At 52.4% G+C, this 25,134-nt stretch carries 24 protein-coding genes; 9 read left to right on the top strand and 15 right to left on the bottom strand.

Annotated elements, in window-relative coordinates:
- Positions 1-21: 21 nt before the first annotated feature.
- Positions 22-441, bottom strand: a complete 420-nt coding sequence (locus tag GN241_03910) for an Hsp20 family protein (GenBank protein ID XAT56578.1) — start codon at positions 439-441, stop codon at positions 22-24.
- A 151-nt stretch (positions 442-592) separates the two neighbouring features.
- On the opposite strand from GN241_03910, the gene GN241_03905 reads away from it, so the two are divergent.
- The 3 genes from GN241_03905 to GN241_03895 are packed head-to-tail and all read left to right on the top strand — an operon-like array spanning position 593 to position 2,418.
- The gene (locus GN241_03905; GenBank protein XAT56577.1) at positions 593-817 is read left to right on the top strand and encodes a DUF465 domain-containing protein; all 225 of its coding nucleotides are present in this window, start codon (positions 593-595) and stop codon (positions 815-817) included.
- Between the two features lie 46 nt (positions 818-863).
- The gene (gene purE, locus GN241_03900) at positions 864-1,352 is read left to right on the top strand and encodes a 5-(carboxyamino)imidazole ribonucleotide mutase (protein XAT56576.1); all 489 of its coding nucleotides are present in this window, start codon (positions 864-866) and stop codon (positions 1,350-1,352) included.
- Positions 1,345-2,418, top strand: coding sequence for a 5-(carboxyamino)imidazole ribonucleotide synthase (locus tag GN241_03895; GenBank protein ID XAT56575.1), 1,074 nt, complete (start codon positions 1,345-1,347; stop codon positions 2,416-2,418). Before purE ends, GN241_03895 begins: the two co-directional genes overlap by 8 nt.
- 22 nt (positions 2,419-2,440) lie before the next feature.
- Here GN241_03895 and GN241_03890 read toward each other — a convergent pair whose 3' ends face one another.
- The 10 genes from GN241_03890 to GN241_03845 all read right to left on the bottom strand — a co-directional run bounded on the left by GN241_03890 (position 2,441) and on the right by GN241_03845 (position 13,375).
- Positions 2,441-3,604: an alpha-D-ribose 1-methylphosphonate 5-triphosphate diphosphatase gene (locus GN241_03890; protein XAT56574.1), complete on the bottom strand. Its 1,164-nt coding sequence runs from the start codon at positions 3,602-3,604 to the stop codon at positions 2,441-2,443.
- The gene (locus GN241_03885) at positions 3,594-4,319 is read right to left on the bottom strand and encodes an alpha/beta hydrolase (protein ID XAT56573.1); all 726 of its coding nucleotides are present in this window, start codon (positions 4,317-4,319) and stop codon (positions 3,594-3,596) included. Before GN241_03885 ends, GN241_03890 begins: the two co-directional genes overlap by 11 nt.
- Positions 4,316-5,203, bottom strand: coding sequence for an EamA family transporter (locus tag GN241_03880; protein ID XAT56572.1), 888 nt, complete (start codon positions 5,201-5,203; stop codon positions 4,316-4,318). Before GN241_03880 ends, GN241_03885 begins: the two co-directional genes overlap by 4 nt.
- 107 nt (positions 5,204-5,310) lie before the next feature.
- Positions 5,311-6,966, bottom strand: coding sequence for a chaperonin GroEL (gene groL / locus GN241_03875; protein ID XAT56571.1), 1,656 nt, complete (start codon positions 6,964-6,966; stop codon positions 5,311-5,313).
- 44 nt (positions 6,967-7,010) lie between these two features.
- On the bottom strand, positions 7,011-7,298 hold the full coding sequence (locus GN241_03870) for a co-chaperone GroES (GenBank protein ID XAT56570.1): 288 nt from the start codon (positions 7,296-7,298) through the stop codon (positions 7,011-7,013).
- Between the two features lie 192 nt (positions 7,299-7,490).
- The gene (locus GN241_03865) at positions 7,491-9,515 is read right to left on the bottom strand and encodes a peptidase M3 (GenBank protein XAT56569.1); all 2,025 of its coding nucleotides are present in this window, start codon (positions 9,513-9,515) and stop codon (positions 7,491-7,493) included.
- Positions 9,516-9,601: 86 nt separating this feature from the next.
- Positions 9,602-10,648, bottom strand: a complete 1,047-nt coding sequence (gene moeB, locus GN241_03860) for a molybdopterin-synthase adenylyltransferase MoeB (GenBank protein ID XAT56568.1) — start codon at positions 10,646-10,648, stop codon at positions 9,602-9,604.
- On the bottom strand, positions 10,648-11,112 hold the full coding sequence (locus tag GN241_03855) for a dUTP diphosphatase (GenBank protein ID XAT59169.1): 465 nt from the start codon (positions 11,110-11,112) through the stop codon (positions 10,648-10,650). Before GN241_03855 ends, moeB begins: the two co-directional genes overlap by 1 nt.
- On the bottom strand, positions 11,105-12,319 hold the full coding sequence (gene coaBC / locus GN241_03850) for a bifunctional phosphopantothenoylcysteine decarboxylase/phosphopantothenate--cysteine ligase CoaBC (GenBank protein XAT56567.1): 1,215 nt from the start codon (positions 12,317-12,319) through the stop codon (positions 11,105-11,107). Before coaBC ends, GN241_03855 begins: the two co-directional genes overlap by 8 nt.
- Positions 12,320-12,499: 180 nt before the next feature.
- Complete coding sequence (locus tag GN241_03845) at positions 12,500-13,375, bottom strand: RNA polymerase factor sigma-32 (GenBank protein XAT56566.1); 876 nt, start codon at positions 13,373-13,375, stop codon at positions 12,500-12,502.
- A gap of 102 nt (positions 13,376-13,477) precedes the next feature.
- Here GN241_03845 and cobU point away from each other — a divergent pair, with 102 nt between their 5' ends.
- The 3 genes from cobU (at position 13,478) to GN241_03830 (ending at position 16,538) form a co-directional block, all read left to right on the top strand.
- Positions 13,478-13,999, top strand: a complete 522-nt coding sequence (gene cobU, locus GN241_03840) for a bifunctional adenosylcobinamide kinase/adenosylcobinamide-phosphate guanylyltransferase (protein ID XAT56565.1) — start codon at positions 13,478-13,480, stop codon at positions 13,997-13,999.
- Complete coding sequence (locus GN241_03835; GenBank protein XAT56564.1) at positions 13,996-14,577, top strand: histidine phosphatase family protein; 582 nt, start codon at positions 13,996-13,998, stop codon at positions 14,575-14,577. The genes cobU and GN241_03835 overlap by 4 nt, the downstream gene beginning before the upstream one ends.
- Before the next feature lie 428 nt (positions 14,578-15,005).
- Complete coding sequence (locus tag GN241_03830; GenBank protein XAT56563.1) at positions 15,006-16,538, top strand: YifB family Mg chelatase-like AAA ATPase; 1,533 nt, start codon at positions 15,006-15,008, stop codon at positions 16,536-16,538.
- Between the two features lie 106 nt (positions 16,539-16,644).
- On the opposite strand, the gene gshB is transcribed toward GN241_03830, so the two are convergent.
- Genes gshB through rsmI form a run of 3 tightly spaced genes read right to left on the bottom strand, consistent with a single transcriptional unit; the run spans position 16,645 to position 18,874 of the window.
- The gene (gene gshB, locus GN241_03825; protein XAT56562.1) at positions 16,645-17,580 is read right to left on the bottom strand and encodes a glutathione synthase; all 936 of its coding nucleotides are present in this window, start codon (positions 17,578-17,580) and stop codon (positions 16,645-16,647) included.
- 48 nt (positions 17,581-17,628) lie between these two features.
- Positions 17,629-18,048: a hypothetical protein gene (locus tag GN241_03820; GenBank protein XAT56561.1), complete on the bottom strand. Its 420-nt coding sequence runs from the start codon at positions 18,046-18,048 to the stop codon at positions 17,629-17,631.
- The gene (rsmI, locus tag GN241_03815) at positions 18,014-18,874 is read right to left on the bottom strand and encodes a 16S rRNA (cytidine(1402)-2'-O)-methyltransferase (GenBank protein ID XAT56560.1); all 861 of its coding nucleotides are present in this window, start codon (positions 18,872-18,874) and stop codon (positions 18,014-18,016) included. Before rsmI ends, GN241_03820 begins: the two co-directional genes overlap by 35 nt.
- Positions 18,875-18,954: 80 nt before the next feature.
- Between rsmI and GN241_03810 the strand changes: the two genes are divergently transcribed.
- The 3 genes from GN241_03810 to murJ are packed head-to-tail and all read left to right on the top strand — an operon-like array spanning position 18,955 to position 24,438.
- The gene (locus tag GN241_03810) at positions 18,955-20,127 is read left to right on the top strand and encodes an ABC transporter substrate-binding protein (GenBank protein ID XAT56559.1); all 1,173 of its coding nucleotides are present in this window, start codon (positions 18,955-18,957) and stop codon (positions 20,125-20,127) included.
- Between the two features lie 7 nt (positions 20,128-20,134).
- Positions 20,135-22,900: a [protein-PII] uridylyltransferase gene (locus GN241_03805; protein XAT59168.1), complete on the top strand. Its 2,766-nt coding sequence runs from the start codon at positions 20,135-20,137 to the stop codon at positions 22,898-22,900.
- Positions 22,897-24,438, top strand: a complete 1,542-nt coding sequence (gene murJ / locus GN241_03800) for a murein biosynthesis integral membrane protein MurJ (protein ID XAT56558.1) — start codon at positions 22,897-22,899, stop codon at positions 24,436-24,438. Before GN241_03805 ends, murJ begins: the two co-directional genes overlap by 4 nt.
- Here murJ and GN241_03795 read toward each other — a convergent pair.
- Positions 24,435-25,130 carry a rhomboid family intramembrane serine protease gene (locus tag GN241_03795; protein ID XAT56557.1) on the bottom strand — a complete coding sequence of 232 codons (696 nt, stop codon included), beginning with the start codon at positions 25,128-25,130 and terminating at the stop codon, positions 24,435-24,437. The genes murJ and GN241_03795 overlap by 4 nt on opposite strands.
- Between the last annotated feature and the right edge of the window lie 4 nt (positions 25,131-25,134).

The following is a 25,134-nucleotide window of genomic DNA, read 5'->3' as shown; positions in this document are numbered from 1 at the left end:
AATCATCCCTCAACGCTGCGCCTATTTTCTCGCTTTGTGAATTTTAATCTTTTGCACAACGGTTTCAGGTTGAGTTTGCGTTAAATCAATATGCAGCAAACCATTTTCCATGAGCGCTTCGCCCACATCCACACCGTCGGCCAAAACAAAACTGCGTTGAAACTGCCGCGCCCCGATCCCGCGATGCAAAAACACCCGCGCGTCGCTTGTCTCTTGCTGCCGCCCCCGAATAAGCAATTGGCGATCCTCAAGCGTGATCGATAAATCTTCCTCGCGAAACCCCGCAACGGCAAGCGTAATCCGATACGAGCTGGCCGAGGTTTGCTCAATATTAAAAGGCGGATATCCTTCATTTCCAGATTTTGCCGCGCGCTCAAGCAAGCGTTCCAGCTGCTCAAACCCCAGCATATGCGGATAAGACCCCAAATTTAATTTTGCCATCGACACGTCCTTTTTAGAAGCGACAGTCCGTAAAAAGCCCCAATCTGGCGGCTCTTGCAGTAGATATGGGAAACCAAAATGATAAAGACAAGGGCTTTGCAGCCCAACGCCTTTCCGGTAAACTAGAAACGTAACAAGCCAGTAGATGTGAATGATCAATACCAGCGACCCCGCCTTAGAAAATGATGAGGTTTTACAGATCCAATTGGCGGTGTTTAAACGCGAACACCGCGATCTGGATGATGCGATCAGCGCTCTGGTTGAGAAGGGCACCGCAGATCAACTGACCCTGCAACGGCTTAAGAAAAGAAAATTGGCGCTTAAAGATAAAATATCGCGTTTAGAGGACCGTTTGACCCCTGACATTATTGCCTAAGCTTGGGCAATCCTTATACTGCGCGTTTGAAGCCAAGGACCAAAGAATGACACAGCCGGACATCGGAATAATTATGGGCAGCCAATCAGATTGGCCAACACTGCGCAACGCTGCCGAAATTTTGGATGATTTACATCTTCCCTATGAAACCAAAATCGTATCGGCCCATCGCACCCCAGACCGTTTGTGGACCTATGGTAAAACCGCGATCGATCGGGGTTTAAAGGTGATTATTGCCGGCGCTGGTGGGGCAGCGCATTTGCCTGGCATGATGGCGTCAAAAACCCCGTTGCCGGTGATTGGCGTCCCGATACAAACGAAAGCCTTATCCGGTGTGGATAGCCTCTATTCGATCGTCCAAATGCCAAAAGGCTTTCCCGTAGCCACGATGGCGATTGGGGCTGCAGGGGCTCAAAACGCGGGGCTGATGGCCGCTGCAATTTTGGCCTTAAGCGATCCGGAGCTTGCGGCGCGTTTGGCGCAGTGGCGCGCCAAGCTCACCGCTTCAATCGCGGATGAGCCCGTTGATGAATGAACCTTTAAAAACCGGCGCCGTGATCGGTATCTTGGGCGGCGGACAATTGGGCCGGATGCTGTGTATTGCCGCCAGTAGATTAGGGCTTCGTGGCCATATTTTTGATCCATCTTCCGCGCCTCCAGCCGCCGATGTGGCTTACGCCACCACCAGCGCCGCCTATGAGGATGAGGATGCGTTGCGCCGTTTTGCGGCCGAGGTTGATGTGATCACCTATGAGTTTGAAAATATCCCCACATCGGCTTTGGATATTTTAGAAAATCTTCGCCCAATTCGACCCGGGCGTGAAGCCTTGCGCATTTCCCAAGACCGATTGACGGAAAAAGATTTCCTGACGGGCTTGGGATTGAAAACAGCCCCCTATCGCGCAGTTGACACGCGCCAAGACCTGACCGAAGCCGTGGACGCGCTAGGGCTGCCCGCCATATTGAAAACCCGGCGCTTTGGCTATGATGGCAAAGGTCAAGCGCGCTTATCCACCCAAGAAGATCAGGCCACGGCAATCGCCGAAATGGCCGGGCAAGCGGCAGTTTTAGAGGGCTTCATTTCCTTTTCAAAAGAAATTTCAATTATTGGCGCGCGCAACAGCGCTGGTGATGTGGCGTGCTTTGATCCGGGCGAAAACATCCATCAAGCGGGGATTTTGCGCACGACCACCGTACCGGCGCAAATCAACGCCACCCAGCGGATGGATGCGGTGCTTTTGGCCGCGCAAATTATGAATGCGCTGGATTATGTAGGCGTTATGGGCGTTGAGCTTTTCGTCACTGAGCAGGGTTTAATCGTCAATGAAATCGCGCCACGGGTTCATAATTCAGGGCATTGGACGCAAAATGGCTGCGCGGTTGATCAGTTTGAACAGCATATACGCGCCATCGCAAATTGGCCGCTGGCTGATGGCAGCCGGCATAGCGATGTCACGATGACAAATTTGATCGGAGATGATCTTGACGCGCTTGAAGCCCTGTCTTCGCAAGCCGGCACCGCGCTGCATTTATATGGCAAAGCCGAGATAAAACCGGGCCGCAAAATGGGTCATTATAACAGCGTGCGGCCGAAAAGCTAACGCGCCGATGGGCGAAAGGCCGCTAGGAGTGCGCGTCACCTGACACGAGCCCCGTCATCCTTGCCGCCAAACCCCCTGTAAGATGTACAGGTCGACCCTGCGCAAACGTGCCTTCGACTGCATGACTGCGTCGATCCAAAACCACCATATCAGCCCGTTGGCCAAGGGCCAGATGCCCCCGATCACCGAGGCCCAGAATCTTGGCAGGCCGCGAGGAGATCAGCGCCCAAGCCTTGGCGATGCCAATATCAGCCTCTAAGCTTAGCGCCGCGTGGCAAAGCGATGGGTAATGGTAATCCGAGGCCAAAGCGTCGCAAAGCCCCTCTGCCAACAAGGTCGCAACGCTGATATTGCCTTTATGCGATCCACCCCGTAACAAATTTGGCGCACCCATTACCACCGGCGAACCAAGAGCATTGGCTAGTTTTGCAACCTCATAAGTTTCCGGAAATTCACAAATCGAAACGCCCATCTGCGCCCAATTCTGGCGCTGCTGAGCGCTGCGGTCATCATGGCTGCCCAGTATCGTATGCGCGCTGAGCAGCGTTCTTAAACGCAACAGCGCGGCAGGAACTTGGCCATGGGCGTCATGCATCTGCTTTAACAACGCCAGATGCGCATCTGGATTGCGGCCACTTTTTAAGGCCTGACCCGTCAATCGGGGGGGGCGTTTTCCTGCCGCCAGTGCCGCATGGGGAAGATGATCATTGAACACGATATAGGGCACTTGGAACCTAGTGCACAAATCCGCAAAACGCTCATAATGATCCAACATATGCGTTTCAAAGCGCAACTGCGCGCGCAAGGTTAACGGGCTGCTTTGTTGAAAACATTGCAAGGCCTGCAAGAATTTTTCAGCGAATTCGGGGCCGCGCATACCCCCTTCCCAGCTGTAAAACTGCGCCAGACACGCTGTGGTAATCCCATGCGCCGCCAATTCAGATTGCACGGCAGAAAATCCTGTTTGCAAATTTTTCACCGCACCCCGCCTTGGCGCAAGATGGCGCTCAAACCCATCGCCATGCAGATCAATAATCCCCGGCAGCACAAGAAATCCGTCAAGATCAAATGCAACGCTTTGCGGGGCGCTCGCCACGGCGCCCTTTTCAATGTGCAAAGGTGCCCGCGCCACGCCCGTTGGCGTTAAAATATCGGCATTGTAAAAAGAGAAAGAACTACCGCTCATAAATCAGCACGTTTTGCAACGCCTCAAGATCACTCATCTCAGGATCAAACCGGCCCGTTTCAAGATAAACAAGCGTTTGCGCCAAAACATTTGGGGTATTCATGATGAATGTATGCGTGACTGGCAGGATGATATGATCGCGCATCCCTTCAACCTTGGTAGCTGCAACCGATACTTTCCCGTCATCCGCCCCATCAATTAGCGCGGAATACGCAGGGTTTAGCGTGTGAGATCCGGCAATAATTCCCAAATCAAACGTGACCGCGGGCAAGCTCAATACCAAACCATCGGTCCCCAATTGCGCCCCCGCCGGGCCATTGATCCACTCAAAAGGCGGTAAGGGCCCCAAAATATCAACCAACTCACTGCCCTGATTGGGCGGTGCCAGCATAACCACGCGGCCAAGATTCTCGGGGGTTTGATGGGCCAGCCAATAACGGGCCAAGATGCCCCCCATGGAATGCGTTACCAAATGGGTTTTTGCGGTTCCACAGGCGGCAAACCCCTGCGGCAATGCATAATCAGACAAAGCCTGAATAGTTTGTTTTTTTGAGGGATAATTTACTTTTACCGTTTTATACCCGTGCCGCTGCAACACCTCTTCCAGCAACACCAGCGAAAACGCCGACCGTCCCAACCCATGCAACAACACCACACAATCTGCGGAAACCGGCTGTATGAACCCCATCGTAAAGAGAAAAAGATACCGGATCATTTTGCCCTCGTGGCGGTAGATACGCGATCACCGCCTTTGCCCTCTGCATCAAAAGACCAGGTTGCAAAGCCAATACCGCCCAAGACCACCACGCTAGCAAGGATAAACTGCCAAGTCACGGCTTCGGTTAAAAACACCATGCCGCCGAACGCTGCCAAAACCGGCACGCTTAACTGCGCTATCCCCGCCACTGCAGTAGATAAACGCGGCAATATTGAATACCAAAGCGCATAGCCCATTGCTGACGTCACCGCGCCGGAGGCCACCGCCAGAACACCCCCGTATAGGCTAATCTGCGCAGGAAGCAGATATAAGACGGCCGCCGCAAAAAACCCTGTATAAAAGAAATTAGCGCCGGTATCGGCCAAAGCATCAAGGCTTGCGCGCCCCAACAGCGAATACACCCCCCAGCCGATACCGGCTGCCAGCATCAGCGCAGCGCCCCATGGATCAATGCCAACGGGCTGCATCGGCCAAAGCAGCCAGACCAAACCCGTGCAAGCGATCGAAGCGCCAATCCATTTTCGCGCTGACAGATGCTCTTTTTTAATCAATGCGCCTGCAAACATCACAAGCTGGATCACGCCAAAAAGGATCAAAGCGCCAATCCCTGTTTGCAGCGAAATATAAGCCAGCGAAAATGCAACCGCGTATACGCTCAGGCTGATCACACCCCAAAAATTGAAATCTGGAATCTGGAACCGCTTATCGCGCCACCCAATCAACAGCAGCAAACAAAGCGCCCCCGACAGTAAACGTATCGCGGCAAAAACCCAGGGCTCAAGCCGCTCAGCTCCAAGTTCGGGCGCAAGCGCCGCTCGATTCAAAACTGAGTTGGCCCCAAATGCCAGCATCGTCACTGTGGTGAGTAAAAATAAACGCATCCAAGTTTTCCTCAACCGCTCAGCTTTATAGGCCCTAGCGCAAGTCGGGGCAAAAAAAAAGGCCCAGCTACATAGCTGGGCCCCATTCTTTTTTGCGTTTAAGCAGCTTACATCATGCCGCCCATGCCGCCCATGCCGCCCATGTCGGGCATGCCGCCTCCGGCGCCGCCGGCACCTTCTTTGGCAGGCTTATCTGCAACCATCGCTTCTGTTGTGATCAACAGACCCGCGATTGAAGCGGCGTCTTCCAACGCTGTGCGCACAACTTTGGCAGGGTCAATAACACCATAAGCGAACATATCACCATATTCTTCGGTTTGAGCGTTAAAGCCAAATGCCGGATCGCTGCTTTCGCGGATTTTGCCAGCAACAACGGCACCGTCAACGCCTGCGTTTTCAGCGATCTGGCGCAAAGGCGCTTCGATTGCTTTGCGCACGATCGTGATACCCGCATCTTGGTCAGAGTTTTCACCAGTCACACCAGCCAACGCATTAGCCGCTTGCACCAGCGCAACGCCGCCACCGACAACAACGCCTTCTTGAACCGCAGCACGGGTCGCATTCAGCGCATCATCAACGCGGTCTTTGCGCTCTTTCACTTCCACTTCGGTCATTCCACCAACGCGGATCACGGCAACACCGCCAGCCAATTTGGCAACGCGCTCTTGAAGCTTTTCACGATCGTAATCAGATGAAGTTTCTTCGATCTGATTGCGGATCTGCGTCACGCGTGCTTCGATTTCAGCTTTCGCACCGGCACCATCAACAATGGTTGTTTCGTCTTTGGTGATTTGAACCTTCTTGGCCGTGCCAAGCATGTCCATGGTCACTGATTCAAGCTTCATGCCCAAATCTTCGCTGATCACCTGGCCACCTGTCAAAATTGCGATATCCTGCAGCATCGCTTTGCGGCGATCACCAAATCCAGGCGCTTTCACAGCCGCGATTTTCAAGCCGCCGCGCAATTTGTTCACCACCAAAGTTGCCAAGGCTTCGCCTTCAACATCTTCTGCAATGATCAATAAGGGTTTTTGCGATTGGATCACGGATTCAAGCAATGGCACCATTGGCTGCAAAGAAGACAGCTTCTTTTCGTGCAACAAGATCATGCAATCTTCCAACTCAGAGGTCATTTTATCTGCATTGGTCACAAAGTAAGGTGACAGATATCCACGGTCGAATTGCATGCCTTCAACAACGTCGGTTTCTGTTTCCAAGCCTTTATTCTCTTCAACAGTGATCACGCCTTCATTGCCCACTTTTTGCATCGCATCCGCGATTTGGCGGCCGATTTCGGCTTCGCCATTGGCAGAGATTGTGCCAACCTGCGCCACTTCATCGCTATCTTTCACTTCGCGAGAAGCCGCTTTGATTGATTCAACAACTTTCGCTGTTGCTACATCAATACCGCGCTTCAGATCCATGGGGTTCATGCCCGCAGCAACTGATTTCAAGCCTTCGCGAACGATCGCTTGCGCCAAAACGGTTGCTGTGGTTGTGCCGTCACCGGCTTCGTCATTGGTGCGGCTGGCCACTTCTTTGACCATTTGCGCACCCATGTTTTCGAACTTATCTTCCAGTTCGATTTCTTTGGCAACTGACACACCATCTTTGGTGATCCGTGGCGCGCCAAAAGATTTATCCAGAACAACGTTCCGACCTTTTGGACCTAAAGTTACTTTTACAGCGTCAGCTAAAATATTTACGCCATTGAGCATGCGATTGCGTGCATCTGTGGCGAATTTGACGTCCTTAGCAGCCATGTGCTTTTCCTCGTCTTAATAAATTGAAATTAGGGGAGTGCGATTTAGGACAGAACGCCCAAAATATCGCTTTCTTTCATGATCAACAGCTCTTCGCCATCTACGGTAACTTCTGTACCTGACCATTTACCAAACAAAATTTTATCGCCATTGCTGACCGCCATTGCGATCAATTCGCCGCTGTCTTTGCGAGCACCCTCACCGCAAGCGATTACAACGCCTTCAGCAGGCTTTTCTTTTGCACTATCTGGAATGATCAATCCGCCAGAAGTTTTTTCATCGCCTTCAAGGCGACGGACCAGAACGCGGTCGTGAAGCGGTTTTAATGCCATCTCTTAGGCTCCTTACGCTCAAATTAGAGTTGACCTTCGCAGGCCATTAGCACTCACCTAGCGTGAGTGCCAACAGACGTCATGTAAGGAGCGACCTCTACAGAGTCAACCACGCCCACTACAAATTTTTATCCAAATTCAGGTTTTTTTTATACGCAGCGTCGAGCGCAATCGATTTTTGGCAAAACGCTTTCAAATTAAGGCTTTTGATACCAATCCGCGCCCCTGCAAAAGCGCTTGCACCCCCGGCAGACGCCCCCGATAGGCCTGATAAAGAAGTTCGGGATCTTTCGAGCCACCCGCGGCTAGGATATTTTCTTCAAGCGATTGCGCCAAACTTTGGTCAAACGGGTCTCCTTTTTCCTCAAACGCGGCAAATGCATCGGCATCCATCACTTCAGACCACATATAGCTGTAATAGGCGCTGGCATAATACCCCCCTGAAAATACATGGGCGAATTGCGGTGTTGCATGGCGCATTCCAATCGCTTTGGGCATATTAATTTGATCAAGAATATCTGTCTGCCGCCGCATGATGTCAGTTGGTATATCACCGGTATGATAAAACAAATCTACCATCGCAGATGCCACATATTCAACGGTTTGGAACCCCATATCATAGGTGGCCGCGGCCAAAACTTTTTCAAGCAAGTCTTGCGGCATTGCCGAGCCTGTTTCGGCATGCGTTGCAAATTTTGCCAAGACTTCAGGCACATCAAGCCAATGCTCATAAAGCTGGCTGGGCAATTCCACAAAATCTCGGGGCACTGAAGTGCCAGAAATCATCTCATAAGTTACGTTGGACAGCATCTGATGCAAAGCATGGCCAAATTCATGAAATAAAGTGCGCGCATCATCATAAGACAGCAACGCAGGATCGCTTTTGGCAAAATTGCACACGTTGATCACGATCGGCGCTTGCGCTTTTGGGAATTTTGCCTGAGCGCGCATCGCGCTGCACCAAGCCCCCGAGCGTTTTGAGCCCCGCGCAAAATAATCGCCAATGAATAGCGCCACATGCGCGCCATCGCGGCGCACCTCCCACGCGCGGCAATCCGAATGATAGAGCGGCAGTTTCACTTCTTCGAAACTTAACCCGAATAAACGGTTCGCGCAGTCAAACGCGGCGGCGATCATCTGATCCAGTTGGAAATAGGGTTTTAATTGCGCCTCGTCCAAATCGAATTCTGCACCGCGGCGTTTTTCGGCATAATAGCGCCAATCCCATTTTTCCAAATCGCCATTAACGCCTTCTGCGCGCATCATCTCCTGCAAAACGCCTGCATCCTGTTCGGCACGGGCCTTCGCCGGTTGCCAGACGTCTTTAAGCAATTTTAACACATTTTCTGGCGTCTTCGCCATTTCAGTCTCAAGTTTGAAAGACGCAAAATCAGGATATCCCAAAAGCTCTGCCATCTCTTGGCGCAGGACAAGCATTTCCAAGGCCAAGGATCGGTTATCATGAGCGCCGGCATGCGCGCCGCGCGCCGCCCAGGCCTGATAAGCCTTTTTGCGCAAGTCGCGCTGCGCAGAGAATTGTAAAAACGGCACAATAATCGATCGCGACAAAGTCACAATTGGCGCTTCAACACCTCGCTCAACGCCCGCGGCCTTGGCCGCATCAATCAAAAACTCTGGCAGGCCGTTTAAATCTTCAGGCCCCAATTCCAAATGCCAGCTACGCTCATCATGCAAAAGATTTTGCGAAAACTCGGTACCTATTACAGCCAAACGCGATTTGATTTCTTTCATACGCAGCTCGGCCGTACCGCTCAACGCAGCGCCGGCACGAATGAAATTGCGATGCGTCAGCATCAAGACGCGCTGCTGTTCCTCTGAAAGATCCAATTCGGCGCGGCTGTTCCAAAGCCGATCAATACGGCCGAACAGCGCTTTATTTGCATAGATTTCGGAACTATGCGCAGAGAGTTTGGGGGAAAACTCTCGCATCAACGCCTCGCGTTCAGCGTTACTATCGGCCCCTGAGAGGGTATAGAACACCGATAATACCTGATGTAACGCTTTGCCTGTTGCGGCCAATGCCTCAATGGTATTGGCAAAACTGGGGATTTGGGGGTTATTCGCAATCGCTAAGGTTTCAGCGAGATCTTCTGCCAAAGCCGTTTCGAAAGCTGGCGCAAAATCAGCATCAGAAATTTCAGCAAAAGGCGCTAGGCCAAAGGCGCCAGTCCAGTCAGATAAAAGGGGGTTGCTCATATTCTTTTTTCCTTCAAAAAATCATCGCAGCATAGACCCGGCGCCAAACCAAAGCCCCAATGGCGCGCGCGCTGTCGAGCAAGCATTTAACCACCGCAGATCGCGCAGTTCGTGCGGGGCGTCATTTTTAGCTTTCTCGTCTCACCATACAGCGCATCATAGATCAGCATATCCCCCCGCAGCGCCGTGCCAGCATCACTTAGCAGCTTCAGCGCCTCTGCGGCCATCATCGCCCCAACCACGCCCGGAAGCGGCGCGAAAACGCCAGCTTCTGCACAGCTGGGCGCCAAACCTTCCGCCGGAGCAGAGGGAAAAACACAAGCATAGCAGGGGCCAAAGGTTTTGGGATCAAACACCGCAACTTGCCCCTCCCATTGGCTTAACGCCCCAGAAATCAGAGGCATTCCCAACGCCACTGCCGTTTCATTGGCCAAATAGCGGGTGTCAAAATTATCGCTGCCATCCAATAGCAGATCAAACTCGCCGCATAACTCGGCAGCGATATCCTGGGTGAAGCGGCGGTGATAGGGGCGTATATCGATATAAGGGTTTTGCGCCAGCATCATTGTTTGCGCCGAAAACACCTTTGGCGTACCAATCGCGGCATCTTGGTGGATAACCTGTCGTTGCAAATTTGAATTTTCCACCAAATCATCATCAATCACGCCAATCGTTCCAACCCCAGACGCGGCCAAATATTGCAAAGCCGGTGCCCCCAGCCCCCCAGCCCCGATGACCAGGATTTTTGCTTGCTTAAACTTTTTTTGTCCAACACCGCCAATTTCGCGCAACATGATGTGACGCGCATACCGCTCTAACTCTGTGGCGTTAAACTTGTCCGATTGGCCAGGCGTGCTCGCCCCTGCGCTTTGCGCGCGTTCCGCGCGCCGCCGCAAGGCCCGCAATCCCAGCCGATAGATTAAAATAAGACCGATAAACCCACCCAACAAGGCTAAGGGAGCGACAGAACCACCCGTCGCCAGAATTAAGGGATGCTGATCTGGCAAAACCAAATGGGCAAGTATTAATGCCGCATAAAGCGCTGCAATCACCCAGAACCGCACTTCAGATGGCACTTTCAAGCGTGCGCCAAAAACCCAAAACCCCAGCGCTAAAATAATCAGCCAAAGCATCAGCTGCGCCCCGTAGACCCAAAGCCGCCCGCATTGCGCTCGCTGCCGGCCAGCTGGTCTACATTGACAAACCGCGCTTGTATGACGGGCGCCACGACCAGTTGTGCGATCCGATCTCCATGTGCAATCAGAAACGCTTGCGACCCGCTATTGTACAAAATCACACCGATTTCTCCACGGTAATCGCTGTCAACCGTTCCCGGTGCGTTCAAAAGCGTAATCCCATGCTTTAAAGCCAGACCAGATCTTGGCCGCAGCTGAACCTCAAAACCCGGCGGTATGGCAACGTGCAACCCAGTGGGCACAAGCAGGCGGTTGGCGGCCTTCAAAATCATCCCCGTTGCGCGCAAATCAGGCGCTAAATTAGCCCGAATATCTGCACCGGCTGCACCTTCAGTTTCATAGCACGGCGCGCCAAGCGTTTGATCTGCGCCCTCAGACCATGCAAATTGGACCTCAACCATGCGCCGTTGACGCCTTTTCAACATGGTCAATGATCTTTTGCACCAAACGCTCCGCCACTTGCGCCTTTGAAGCTCTGGGCCATTGATCCACCCCAGCCTGTTCAATGCACAAAATCGCGTTTTCGTCGCCCCCCATAATACCGGTTTTGGCTGAAACATCATTTGCTAAAAGCCAATCACAGCCCTTTCGCATGCGTTTTGCCTGTGCATTCTTCTCAAGCGCTTCGGTTTCAGCCGCAAAGCCGATCACCAAATCCGGGCGATTGTCGCGGCGTTGCGCCACCGAGGCCAAAATATCGGGATTTTCCACAAAGCTTAAGGTTGAAAGCCCCCCCGCCTGTTTCTTGATCTTTTCCTCGCCGGGCATGTCTACACGATAATCGGCCACTGCCGCCACAAAGATCGCGATGTTGCACGGCAGGGCTTGCTCAACCGCTTGCGCCATCTCTAAGGCCGTTTCAACGCGTTTGATCTGCGCGCCAAGGGGCGGGTCTGCTGCCGCCGGCCCCGAGATGAACACCACCTCAGCACCTTGATTGACCAAGGCTTGTGCAATAGCGCTGCCCTGCCGCCCTGAAGAGCGGTTCGCAATATAGCGCACGGGATCAATCGGCTCATGGGTTGGGCCGGACGTGAGCAGCACGCGCTGGCCTGTCAGCGGGCCGCGGGTAAAATGCATTTGCACAGCGGTCAGAATATCGACGGGCTCAGACATACGACCGGGCCCAAATTCACCACAGGCCATATCTCCGGCGTCGGGCCCGATAATTTTCACGCCATCGGCCTGAAGCTGGCGTAAATTGCGCTGCGTGGCAGAATGTTCCCACATCCGCACATTCATAGAGGGTGCAATCAGTACCGGCGTATCCGTCGCCAAAATAAGCGTAGAGGCAAGATCATCGGCCCGCCCCTGCGCCATTTTTGCCATCATATCGGCCGTGGCAGGCGCGACCAAAATAAGATCAGCGCTGCGCGATAATTCGATATGGCCCATTTCTGCTTCCGAGGTTAAATCGAACAATTCAGAATATACTGTTTCACCGGCCAGAGCGGCCACCGAAAGCGGCGTCACGAATTCTTTCGCCGAGCCTGTCAAAACAGGGGTCACAGCTGCGCCCGCCGCGCGCAATTTGCGTATTAAATCCAAGGATTTATACGCAGCGATGCCGCCCGTGATAATTAACAAAATGCGCTTTGAGCTTAACATTCACGCTCCAGACCTTAAAGATCTTTATGTAAAAGGTCTCTTGCGACTACGCAAGGGAAGCCACTCAGATAAAAATCACGGCAACTTTTTAAAACACAAAACCTAACCGCCCGCCACCTCACCATATAGCAAGCGCTGCGCAACGAAACGCCTAACAGACGCATAATAGGGGCGAATAGATCAGAAAAAGCTCACCACTTCTTGCGAGTTTTTTTCAAGAAATTTGCGCATTTTAGAAAAGGCCGCCGCCTCTAGCTGCCGCACTCTTTCTTTGGACAGCCCCAGCTCTTTGCCCAAACTTTCTAGCGTGCGCGGCTCTTCTTGCAACTTGCGTTCGCGCACGATGAACCGTTCGCGGTCATTCAGGGCGTGCAAGGCCTGTAAGAGCCACTGCCGCAATTGATCCGTGTCGTGTTCGTCTTCGAACATATGCTGGGTTTGCGCGCCTTCATCTTCGATCGTGTCAATCCACTCGCGGCCTTCATCCTCGCTGGACTGCGTGGCATTCAGCGAATAATCCGAACCTGACAGTCGGCCATCCATCATTTCAACATCGTTGAGCGGCACGCCAACTTCCGTCGCAATAAGTTGGTGTAACTGATGGCGATCAAGCCGATCACCGCGCTGCGATGCTTCGCGCTCTAGCTGCGCTTGTACACGGCGCAAGTTGAAAAACAATGATTTTTGGCTGCTGGTCGAGCCTGTGCGCACCATCGACCAGTTGCGCATCACATAATCCTGCACGCTGGCTTTGATCCACCACACGGCATAGGTCGAGAACCGCACGCCCCGATCCGGATCAAACTTATCGGCAGCCTTCATAAGGCCTAAACCTGCCTCTTGAATAAGATCATTCATCGGCGCACCGTAGCGCTTAAACTTTGCCGCCATGGAAATAGCCAATCGCATATAAGCGTTTATTAGCCGGTGAAGCGCTTGCTCATCTCGATGATCTCTCCACGCGTACGCTAATTTCAATTCAGTTTCCGCATCAAGCAATTCAGCCTTCATCGCACGGCGTGAAAAAGACATATCGGAGCCAGCATCTAAAGCCATTAAACTTACCTTTCCGAACGAAAGCGCTCTAAAGCGATCTTATATTGCGTTTACTGACAGAGTTACGCACGATGAGACCGTTTGGATCACTTTGGAAAATGAATGCAGCATCACATCACATTGATTATCGGCGGGGCGGCCTCTGGCAAGTCGCTTTGGGCTGAAAATTATACACTGAGCGTAACCAAGCGGCCCCTTTATATCGCAACGGCGCAGCCATTTGATACCGAAATGGAAGAGAAGATTGCCGCACATCGCGCGCGCAGAACCGCGCAGTGGGAACTCAAAGAAGCCCCGCTGGATTTGGTGGAGGCTCTGTCAGGCCTAACGTCTGAAAGCTGCGCTTTGATTGACTGTCTTACCATGTGGCTGAGCAATCATCTTTTGGCAGATACGCCTTTAGAACCTTTGGAAACAGATTTATTAAAGGCTCTGAGCATATGCCCAGCCCAGCTAGTATTAGTGACCAATGAGGTAGGATATAGCGTGGTTCCAGAAAACGCTTTGGCGCGTAAATTCCGCACCGCGCAGGGGCAGTTGAACCAAAGGCTTGCCGCAGCGGCGAATAAGGTAGTGTTGGTCACCGCTGGCTTACCGTTGGTTCTAAAAAGCGCGGATCCATGATGAGCAGATTGTTTCTGGTGCGCCATGGCCCGACCCATGTCAAAGCAATGGTTGGCTGGACGGATGTTAAGGCAGACCTCACGGATAGCGCGGCACTGGCGCGTTTGCGGGCGAGCCTGCCACAAAAGGCCCTGATGATTTCATCAGACCTGCGCCGGGCAATCGATACAGCCGATGCGTTGCAACTGAGGCAAAGGCGCCTGCCGCATGCAACGGGTCTGCGCGAGATGCATTTTGGCGATTGGGAAATGAAAACCTTCAATGATGTCAATGTCACCGACCCGGATGGCATTTTTGCATTTTACGACACGCCCGGGGATGTCGCCCCGCCCAATGGCGAAAGTTGGAATATGTTCTCGGCGCGCGTCGATACGGCCCTCGATACTTTGCGGGCCGAATATCATGGCAGCGATTTGATCATCGTTGCGCATTTTGGCGTAATATTGCGGCAATTTCAGCGCGCCAAAGCAATTTCTGCCTATCAGGCTTTTGGTCAAAAAATAGAGAACCTATCGCTCACAGAGATTGAGATCACGGACCATCTCTGGCGCGTTAACCGGGTGAATGCGCTTATTTAAGCCCTTTTGCCATTTTAAACCCAGTAGCCATTGTTTTTTGCAAAGCGCGCAACCGATTATGTTGTGACACGGCATCCCCGATCGCCCAGCACGGACAGTCGCGTTATACCACCCCACAAATGGCTCGAAGCGTATGGACAGCAGATGACCAGATCATAAGTCCGCATAGCCAAAACAAATCAAAATTCGCACCCTGCCGATGCAAGGTTGCATAAAAAATTTAGCCGGTATTCAAAGGTTTGATCCAACCCAGCGCGCGGCAGTTTCTTCAGCGCGTTGCAACAGGGCTGCCCAAAGAAAGAACAACGCCCGTCTCACACGCATAATTTTAATTCTTAAAAAGCCTTATGAAGAAACGGTCCAAACTCTTTTAAGGATTTGATAAGGTTTATCAAACACCATGGCCGCTTATGAGGAATCTGTAAGCGATGATTGCGCGGGTTGTTACAGTTGCGTTTTGTGGTCTGGATGTCCGCTCGGTTGAGGTGGAATGCGCTGTGGCGGCAGGGCTTCCGGGCTTAACCATCATTGGATTGGCCGATAAAGCCGTCAGCGAAGCGCGTGAACGCGTAAGATCTGCATTGCACAGCTTGTCTTTGGCATTGCCGCCGAAGCGGATTACCATCAGCCTTACGCCAGCCGACTTGCCCAAAGAGGGCGCACATTTCGATCTTGCAATCGCGCTGGCGATACTCAGCGCGATCGAGGCAATTCCCGGCGATTGCCTGCAAGAAACTTTAGCCATCGGCGCTTTGTCTTTGGATGGCAGATTGAACGCCGTGACCGGCGCGCTGCCCGCCGCGCTACATGCGGCCGAAAATGGGTTATCACTTTTATGCCCGCAAGCCTGCGGAGCAGAAGCGGCATGGGTTGAAACAACGCCTGTCATATCAGCGGATACATTGGGCCGTTTGATACAGCATTTGAACGGTCAAGCCGTCATATCCCCTGCGGCGCCTGGTTTGGTTTTTCTGCAAAACTCCACCACGGATTTTGCGGATATCAAAGGCCAAGAGCGCGCCAAACGCGCCTTGGAAATCGCTGCAGCCGGGCGTCATCATACCTTTCTGATTGGAACGCCCGGTTCGGGGAAATCAATGCTGGCAGCCCGGTTGACAGCCCTTTTGCCCGAGCTTAACGCCAAAGAAGCGCTGGAAACTGCGATGATACACTCGGTCAGCGGCTTACTGAAAGAAGGGGGTATTTCACGCTCTCCACCGTTTTACGCCCCCCATCATACGGCGTCTAAAGTGGCGCTGGTTGGGGGTGGGCGCAAAGCCCAACCAGGCGAGATTTCGCTTGCCCATAACGGGGTGTTATTTTTGGATGAGCTGCCCGAATTCTCACGCGAAGCGCTTGAAACCTTGCGCCAGCCGCTTGAAACGGGGGAAATTTGGATTGCCCGCGCCAGCGCACATATTCGCTACCCGTGCCGTTTTTTATTGATCGCCGCCGCCAATCCCTGCAAATGCGGATATTTGTATCAAGCTGAACGTGCCTGTAACAAGGCTCCCCACTGCGGCGCACATTATTTTCAACGCTTATCAGGGCCGCTTTTGGATCGCTTCGACCTTTGCGTGCATGTAGAAGCCACCTCATTCACCTCTTTGCAAAATCAAGATCTTGGTGAAACCACCGGCGATATTGCGGCCCGCGTGCGGGCTGCACAGCGCTGTCAGAGCCTTCGGTTTTCCGCCCATGACGGGATTCACACCAACGCAGATGCTCATGGCAAAGTGCTGACCCAAACATGCGCTCTTGCACCTGAAACCATCGGCTGGCTGCACAAAGCCTTGGATCATTTTCAACTTTCGCCGCGCGGCTATCATCGTATGCTGCGGGTCGCGCGAACCATCGCCGACCTAGACGGCAGCGACGCAATCGAAAAACCACATTTGAGCGAGGCCTTGGGTTTTCGCCCCTTCCCGGCGTCTGGAAAGTCGGCAAAGCAAGCAGGCTGACCCAGCTTGGCTGCCCAGGGCCTATGAACAACGTTGCGAAAAACCTTCGAACGGCATCTCATGCGCCGCTTCAAACGCGCTCTTCTTTGGCAACTCGGATCGGGCCTCACACGAGTTTGTATTCAATCGCCTGCCAGATTTTTGCAGCAATATTTATGCCATCAAAGCGCTCCAGCTCTTGAATGCCTGTAGGTGATGTGACATTGATTTCGGTTAAATACTGCCCGATCACATCGATGCCCACGAAGACCTGACCTTTTTCGCGCAAAAGCGGGCCAATACGCGCGCAGATTTCTAAATCGCGCGGCGTAAGCTTAATCTTCTCAGGCCGCCCGCCTACATGCATATTAGAACGCGTTTCGCCCGTAGCAGGCACCCGGTTAATCGCGCCCACTGGCTCTCCATCCACCAAAATCACCCGTTTATCCCCTTTGCTCACATCCGGCAGGAACTTCTGCACGATCAACGGCTCGCGCGAGAAACCGCTGAACAATTCATGCAAAGACGTCATATTGCGGTCATCTTCTTTGAGCAAAAAAACGCCTGCCCCGCCATTGCCGTAAAGCGGCTTTAAAATAACATCGCCATGGGCTTGGCGAAACGCTTTCAAGATTTCCAAATCGCGGGCAATCGCCGTTGGCGGCGTTAAATCCGGAAAATCAAGCACCAATAGTTTTTCGGGATAATTGCGCACCCAAAACGGATCATTTACAACGAGCGTTTGACCTTTTAACCGATCCAATAAATGCGTTGTCGTAATATAATGCATATCAAATGGCGGATCTTGGCGCAGCCAAACCACATCAAATTTTGCCAGCTCCACCTCTTGTTCTGGCCCAAAATCCACATGCGCCCCAGCAACCCGCTGTACGGTCATGGGATATCCGCGCGCAGTGATTTTTCCGTTTTGATAGGCTAGCGTGTCAGGTGGGTAATAAAACAAGCTATGCCCTCGTGCTTGCGCCTCTTCAGCAAGACGAAACGTGCTGTCTGCTTCAATATTAACCGCCTCAATAGGGTCCATCTGAAATGCGATTTTCACGGTGCGCTCCTGCGATATGTTTTCGGCTTTGATTACAACTTGAGCCGACTAAATAAAACCCATCTCTGAAGGTTCCTGAAAATCCTCTGAAAAAAATGCGTTTTCTACAATCAATATGGTGCCAAAACGATCGATCAAAGCAAGATCAAAGCGCATCGCCAAGCAGGGCGCAGATCGCACCTGCCCCATAAAAACCTGCGCGGCGGCAATAATGCGGCGTCTTTGAAACGCTGTTAACAGCTGTGCGGCTCTTTCATGATTTTGCGATTTCTTGACCTCAACAAAAACCCAAGAGACCGAGGTTTTAAAAATCAGGTCTATTTCTCCGGCCAAAGATCTCCACCGATGCGCCTCCAAGTGATATCCGCCTGCTCTATAGGCTTTTGCTATTTTGTGTTCAGCAGCTAAGCCTGAATAATAAGCCTTGTTTCCTTTAAGGTTTTCGCTCAATGTCCAAAGCCATCTGATAAATTTTGCGTTTCGCTACGCCATGCGCCTGTGCCACAAACTCAGCCGCGTCGCGCACCGACATTGATTGCAGCGCTGTTCTCAACTGCGCTTCTATATCACTTTCATTAACAGGAGATGACTGCGCCCGATCAATGATCACGACAATCTCGCCTTTGACGGGCCCAGTTTGCGCCTTGGCCAATAACTCTGCCAATGTTCCGCGTTGGATCTCTTCAAATTTCTTGGTTAATTCGCGGCAATATGCAGCCTGCCTATTTTCGCCATAAACCGTGCATGCATCCTGCAAAAATTGCACCAGGCGTTTAGGAGATTCGTAGAACACCAAAGTTGCTGGCACGTTTAACAAATTTTTCAAAGCGGCAAGCCGCGCCGATTTTGCGTTGGGAACGAAGCCTTCAAATAAAAACCGATCGGTGGGCAAACCGGCCAGCGTCAGCGCGGTTATCACCGCGGATGGCCCAGGCGCTGTGGTGACCAAAATACCCGCCTCAGCAGCTGTTTTGCTCAGATCAAAGCCCGGATCAGCAATCAGCGGCGTACCCGCCTCCGACGCATAGGCAACAGACCGGCCTTCTTGTAAATATTCCATTAATTTAGGCCGCATGCGCGCGCCATTGTGATCATGATAGGCCAATATCGGGCGTTCATTCACAGCCACGCCATGAATATCCATTAATTTGCGCAGGCTTCTGGTATCTTCAGCCGCTAAGATATCAACATGTGCTAGAATATCGAGCGCACGCAAGGTGATATCGCGCGCGCTCCCGATCGGGGTGGCAACAAAATAGAGCCCTGGTACCAAATGGATGTTGCGCTTACTCACGACTTTGCCTTTATCATTCTCAGCTTTCTTGTCGCACCGGCGAAAGAGCTGTGCTAAACCCCTGTCAAAGGAGCGTATGTATGAGAGTATCTATTTCATTTCGTCATAAAGGTCTACGCGCGTTGGCCGGGATCTCGCTGGCAGCTGTTATAAGCGCCTGCACACCTGACACATCAACCATTGGCACCGCTCCCAGACTGACTCCGCAAGAGCCCATTCCAGTCGCATTGTTGGTTCCAACATCTTCACGAAACGCCGCCGAGATCGCCGGGAGTTTAGAGCAAGCGGCGCGTATGGCGGTTTCTGATTTGGATCCGGTCAAAATTGACCTGCGCGTTTATGACACGGCAGGGCGCAGTGATATCGCCGCACAGCAGGCCCAAACCGCGGTTGATGAGGGCGCGAAAATTATCATTGGGCCGCTTTTTGCGGAAGCCGCAAATGCCGCGGGCCTGGCTGTCGCGGATGAAGGTGTGAACGTTTTAAGCTTTTCAAACAGCAGCGCCATTGCCGGTGGAAACGTCTTCCTGCTTGGAAAAACCTTTGACAATACGGCCGAAAGAGTGATCGCGTATCTCGCGCGATTGGGCAAACAACGCGCTGTGATTGTTTATCCGGATAATCTGGAAGGGGAGGCAGGGCGTAGCGCTTTGGAAAAAGCCGCCCAATATTCGAGCCTCAAAATCGCGCATAGTCAGGCTTTTGAGTTCTCGCAAGAGGGGGTCGTTGCCGCGATCCCGCTCATTCGCGCTGCCGTCGAGATTGAAGAGGCCGATACTATTTTATTAACCTCAACCACCGCCGGCGCTTTGGGGCTGTTGGTGCAATTGCTGCCCGAAGCTGGGATTGATCCCGCCAAAGTGCAATATGCAGGCCTTGCACGCTGGGATGTGCCGGCGCAAACTCTGGCGCTCTCAGGCGTGCAGGGGGGGCTCTTCGCTTTGCCCGATTACGCGCGGGCTCAAAGTTTTTCAACGCGCTATGAAGAACAGTATTCCAGCAAACCGCACCAGCTTGCGGGCCTGGCCTATGACGGCGTTGCCGCAATTGGCGCATTGGTCGCCCGTGGTACCAATAACGCGTTAGGCGCAGCAGCCTTAACCCAAACAGCCGGCTTTGAAGGCGTCGATGGTATTTTCAGGCTTAGGAAAGACGGCACCAACGAACGCGGTTTGGCTGTCGCAACGATCCAAGATAAACAGGTGGTGATTCTTGACCCAGCGCCCTCAGCATTCGAGTTCTTCAGCTTCTAATCTGTCGATGCTTCACTTCGACAAGCCCGATCTACCACTGATTTTGCCAGCTGAGATGATTTTTGACTCTGAAACTATGGTTGCGTTTATCAAAGCCAACCTAGCCACGGCGTCAGACAGCAAAAACATAAGGACGGCCTTGGCCACAGAGCTGAAAGCGCGTCAAATTGCGGGTATGGAACATATTGCCCATGCTTTTTCCAAAAGTCCGTTCAGCGCCCATGAAGTAACCAGATCTTACACTTACCTGACCGATTGTATCGTTAAAACAACCTGGTTTGTCGCCTCAACCTTCGTGCATCCCCTCGCCAATCCCACCGAAAGCGAGCGGCTTTCTGTTGTTGCGGTCGGGGGGTATGGCCGCGGCGAAATGGCTCCGTTTTCCGATGTCGATTTGCTTTTTTTAACACCGTATAAAATCACGCCTTGGGCCGAAAGTTTGATTGAAACGATGCTCTATATCCTTTGGGATCTTAAGCTGAAAGTGGGGCATTCATCGCGCACAGTAAAAGATTGTCTGCGCTTGGGCGCGCATGATTATACGATTCGCACCGCCATGCTGGAACAACGCAACCTTTGCGGTAATAAAAGCCTTGCCGACACGTTATCCGCCAAGCTTTGGAGTGATTTATTCTCGGGTAGCGAGAAAGAATTCATTGAGGCAAAATTACAAGAACGCGAGGCCCGGCATGAAAAGCAAGGCGGCCAGCGATATATGGTCGAGCCGAATGTCAAAGAGGGAAAGGGCGGCTTGCGGGACCTGCAATCGCTGTTTTGGATCACCAAATATGTATATCGATCCGCCTCAACCGCAGATCTGGTCTCGCTAAATGTTATCACGCCGGAAGAACATCAAATTTTCGTCAAGGCAGAGGCTTTTTTATGGGCGGTGCGCAGCCATTTGCATCTTGTAAGCGGGCGCGCGGTTGAAACTTTATCCTTCGATATGCAAATCGAACTGGCAGATCGCATGGGCTATCATGACCGCGCAGGCCGGCCAGCGGTTGAAATTTTCATGCAAGATTATTTCCGCCAAGCAACCAGCGTTGGAGATTTAACCCGTATTTTTTTAACGGCTCTCGAGGCACGTCATGTCAAAAGCGAGCCGCTTTTGGAACGGATTTTTCGCAAACGCCCCACCGTGAAATCCGATTATATGGTGCTGCACAACCGGCTGAGTATTTCCGCGCCTGATAAATTTCTGAACGATCCGCTTAATCTGCTGCGGCTATTCGAAGAAGCCCTGCGCACTGGCCTACTTATACATCCTAATGCGATGCGGTTAATCTCGGCCAACCTCCATTTATTTGACGAAACCCTGCGTCAAACCCCCGAAGCACAACGGATCTTTCTGGATCTGCTCTTGAAACATGGCAATCCAGAACGTGCACTGAGGCGGATGAATGAATTGGGGGCCTTGTCAGCCTTCATCCCCGAATTTGAGCCCATCGTCGCGATGATGCAATTCAATATGTACCACAGCTACACGGTGGATGAGCACACGATTCAATGTATCCGGAACCTTGCCCAGATCGAGCGCGGCGAATTGATCGAAGAATTACCTATTGCCAGTTCGATTTTGAAAGAGGGTGTGAACCGAAAGGTGATCTATGTTGCCCTTTTGCTGCATGATATCGGCAAAGGCCGCAATGAAGATCATTCGGTGATTGGAGCACAAATTGCGCGCAAGGTGGCTCCGCGGCTTGGCTTGAACAAAGCTGATGTGGAAACCGTAGAATGGCTTGTGAGATACCATTTATTGATGTCTGACTTGGCGCAAAAACGCGATATTGCGGATCCTCGAACGGTGCGCGATTTTGTCAAAGCCGTGCAAACCTGCAAGCGCTTGGATCTGCTGACCGTGTTGACCGTCTGTGATATCCGCGCTGTTGGCCCCAACACTTGGAACAATTGGAAAGCGGTTCTGATCCGGGCGCTCTATCGGCAGACCCGCCGCGCGTTAGAAAATGGCCAAGACGCTTTGAACCGCGAATCGCGTGGCACCGAGGGTAAGAAAAACCTACGTCTGCATTTAAAAGATTGGGATACCAAGGACCTAAAATCCGAAGTCGCGCGCCATTATTCTCCCTATTGGCAGGGATTACATGTCACCGCGCATGTGGTGTTTGCCGGTTTGCTCCGCGATTTAAAAGAGGATGAAATTGCCATCGACTTCTATGCAGATGGAGACCGCGCAGCAACCCGCGTGTGTTTTGCCTGCGTCGACCATCCCGGCATTTTTTCCAGTTTGGCAGGCGCTCTGGCACTGGTGGGGGCCAATGTCGTTGATGCGCGCACCTATACCACCAAAGATGGGTTTGCGACGGCAGCGTTTTGGATTCAAGACGCGGCGGGAAACCCTTATGAGCCGGAAAAGTTCAACCGTTTGAAACAAATGATCAATAAGACATTGATGGGCAAAGTGGTGGCGCGAATTGCGATTCAGGATAAAGACAAATTCAAAAAACGCGAAAAAGCCTTTAAAGTTCCAACCTCCATCAGCTTTGATAATGACGGCTCCGAAATTTACACGATCATCGAAGTCGACACGCGGGATCGCCCCGGCTTGTTGTTTGATCTGACGCGCACCTTGGCCAATACAAACGTCTATATCGCATCAGCAGTCATCGCCACTTATGGCGAGCAAGTTGTTGATAGTTTTTATGTAAAAGACATGTTTGGTCTGAAATTTTACAACCAATCCAAGCAAAAAATGCTGGAACGCAAGCTACGCGAAGCAATCGAGCTGGGCGTTGAGCGCGCCTCAACATGAGTGGGGCGCGACTGCTCAAAGGCATTATGACGGTCGGTTTTTGGACTTTGCTCAGCCGCGTGCTGGGCATGGCCCGCGAGGTTCTACTGTATATGTTGATAGGCGCAGGGCCGGTATTGGACGCGTTTGTGGTTGCGTTTCGTTTGCCCAATATGTTTCGGCGCTTCTTTGCAGAGGGCGCTTTCAACGCCGCTTTTGTGCCCTTGTTTTCAAAGCGCCTTGAAGCGCAAGACAATCCGATCGGATTTGCCAGCCAGGCGATGGGCGGGCTTGCCTTTGCGCTGGCGCTTTTGACGGCGCTGGCGCTGATTTTCATGCCAGCGCTTGTCTGGCTGACCGCGCAGGGGTTCATGGGCGATGCCCGCTTTGATATGGCGGTTGACTATGGCCGCGTGATGTTTCCTTATATTTTCCTTATCTCGCTCAGCGCTCTGCTGTCTGGTGCGCTGAATGCCCAAGGGCGCTTCGCAATGGCAGCCGCCGCGCCTGTCTTCTTAAATATCATCATCATTTGCGCGCTTTGTCTGGGATGGGTGATGAACCATGCGGTCATCTATTATCTGATTTGGGCGGTTCCAATTGCGGGGGTTGTGCAATTGGCCGCGCTGTGGCGGGCAGCACAGGCCGCCGGGCTTCCTATTCGTTTGGGGCGGCCCAGCTTTAGCCCCGAAATGCGACAGCTGGTGCGGATTGCGCTACCTGCAGCTTTGGCCAATGGCGTGCTACAAATTAATTTATTGGTCGGACAATTGGTCGCCAGCCAACATCCCGGCGCTGTCAGTTGGCTATATGGGGCTGATCGTTTGTATCAGTTGCCCTTGGGCGTGGTTGGCATTGCTGTGGGTATTGTGCTCTTGCCAGAATTGTCACGACGCCTGCAGGCAAAAGATCAAACAGGGGCAAAACAAGCCTTTGCAAGCGCAACCGAAATCACATTAGCGCTCAGTTTACCGGCTGCAATGGCGCTTTGCGTGGTGCCCTATCCTTTCGTCTCTGCGCTTTTTGAACATGGCGCAACCTCCCTCCATGACGCGCAAGCGATGGCGCTTGCAACCGCTATCTACGGATTGGGCTTGCCCGCTTTTGTGCTGCAAAAGCTCTTGCAGCCATTATATTTTGCGCGCGAAGACACGCGCAGGCCCTTTCGATTTGCGCTTGTGGGGATGGGGGTCAATGCCGCCTTAGCCGTCGGTCTTATGCCCTTTATTGGCTGGCTGGCCGCAGCCATCGCCACAAGTCTTTCGGCCTGGGCGATGGTCGGGCTGCTGTTTTGGGGCGCACGCGGCTTTGACGATATTTTGAAGCAGGACGCCGCTTTGAAGCATCGTTTGCTGCGCATGTGCATTGCCAGCCTTTTCTTGGGAGTTGCTCTTTACGGCATACAATTTTTCATCAGCCCCGCTATCACCAGCGTTTCTGGGCGAATTGTCTATGCGCTCTTCCTGGTAATTGCTGGCGCGGGATTATATCTTTGGCTGGGTGAAAGATTAAAAGCCTTCTCGCTGCAAGAGATAAAAGCCAGTTTTAAAAAGCATTAATCACGACGCAACGCTTGCGCCAAACGCGCAAGCCCGCCTGGAAGCAATAAAACAGATAAGGTGAAGCCACCTATAAATCCGGCCAAATCGGCGATCCACAATAATCTGCCGCTCAAGAATATTCCAAAGACAAGCTGGATCCCGATCAGCATCGCAATCATGTTAAACGCTTTGCCTGCCGGCGCCTGCTGCGCTTTTAACGACACCCAGAGCAGAAACGTATAGGCCCCGATTAATCCATAAATCCCTGGGAAAGCTCCGAATAACCATCCCGCCTCTGGCGAGATCAGGCAATAAACCAACGCGCCCAGCGCCGCTGGCACAAAAAAGAACAATAATAGGGCGGGGGCGGAAAACACGCTGCCAACCATTTTGCCCATCGCCAAAAACAACGCGCAAGCGATCGCTGCCTGCATAAAAGACGCATGCAAGAAGGAAAACGTAACGAAGCGCACCAAATGTTCCGCGCCGTAATCCTGAGTTTCGCGCATCCATGACACAAGCTTCGTGTTCATGCCATAGCGCTCAATCGCCAAAAACCGCCAGGAAGCGTCAAACCCCTCACCCAAAACCCCAATCGATGCTAAGGCAAATAGCGCCTCTACCCCCGCAATCATCAAGAAAAGCGCCATGACGACGGGCGGCATCGGGTTCAAGGCCGCAGCTTTGGGGGTTTCCGGATTGAAAGACATCGCA

This window comes from Rhodobacteraceae bacterium IMCC1335, from assembly GCA_039640495.1.
GTDB lineage: Bacteria > Pseudomonadota > Alphaproteobacteria > Rhodobacterales > Rhodobacteraceae > Thalassovivens.
This window is presented reverse-complemented; position numbering and strand designations above follow the sequence as displayed.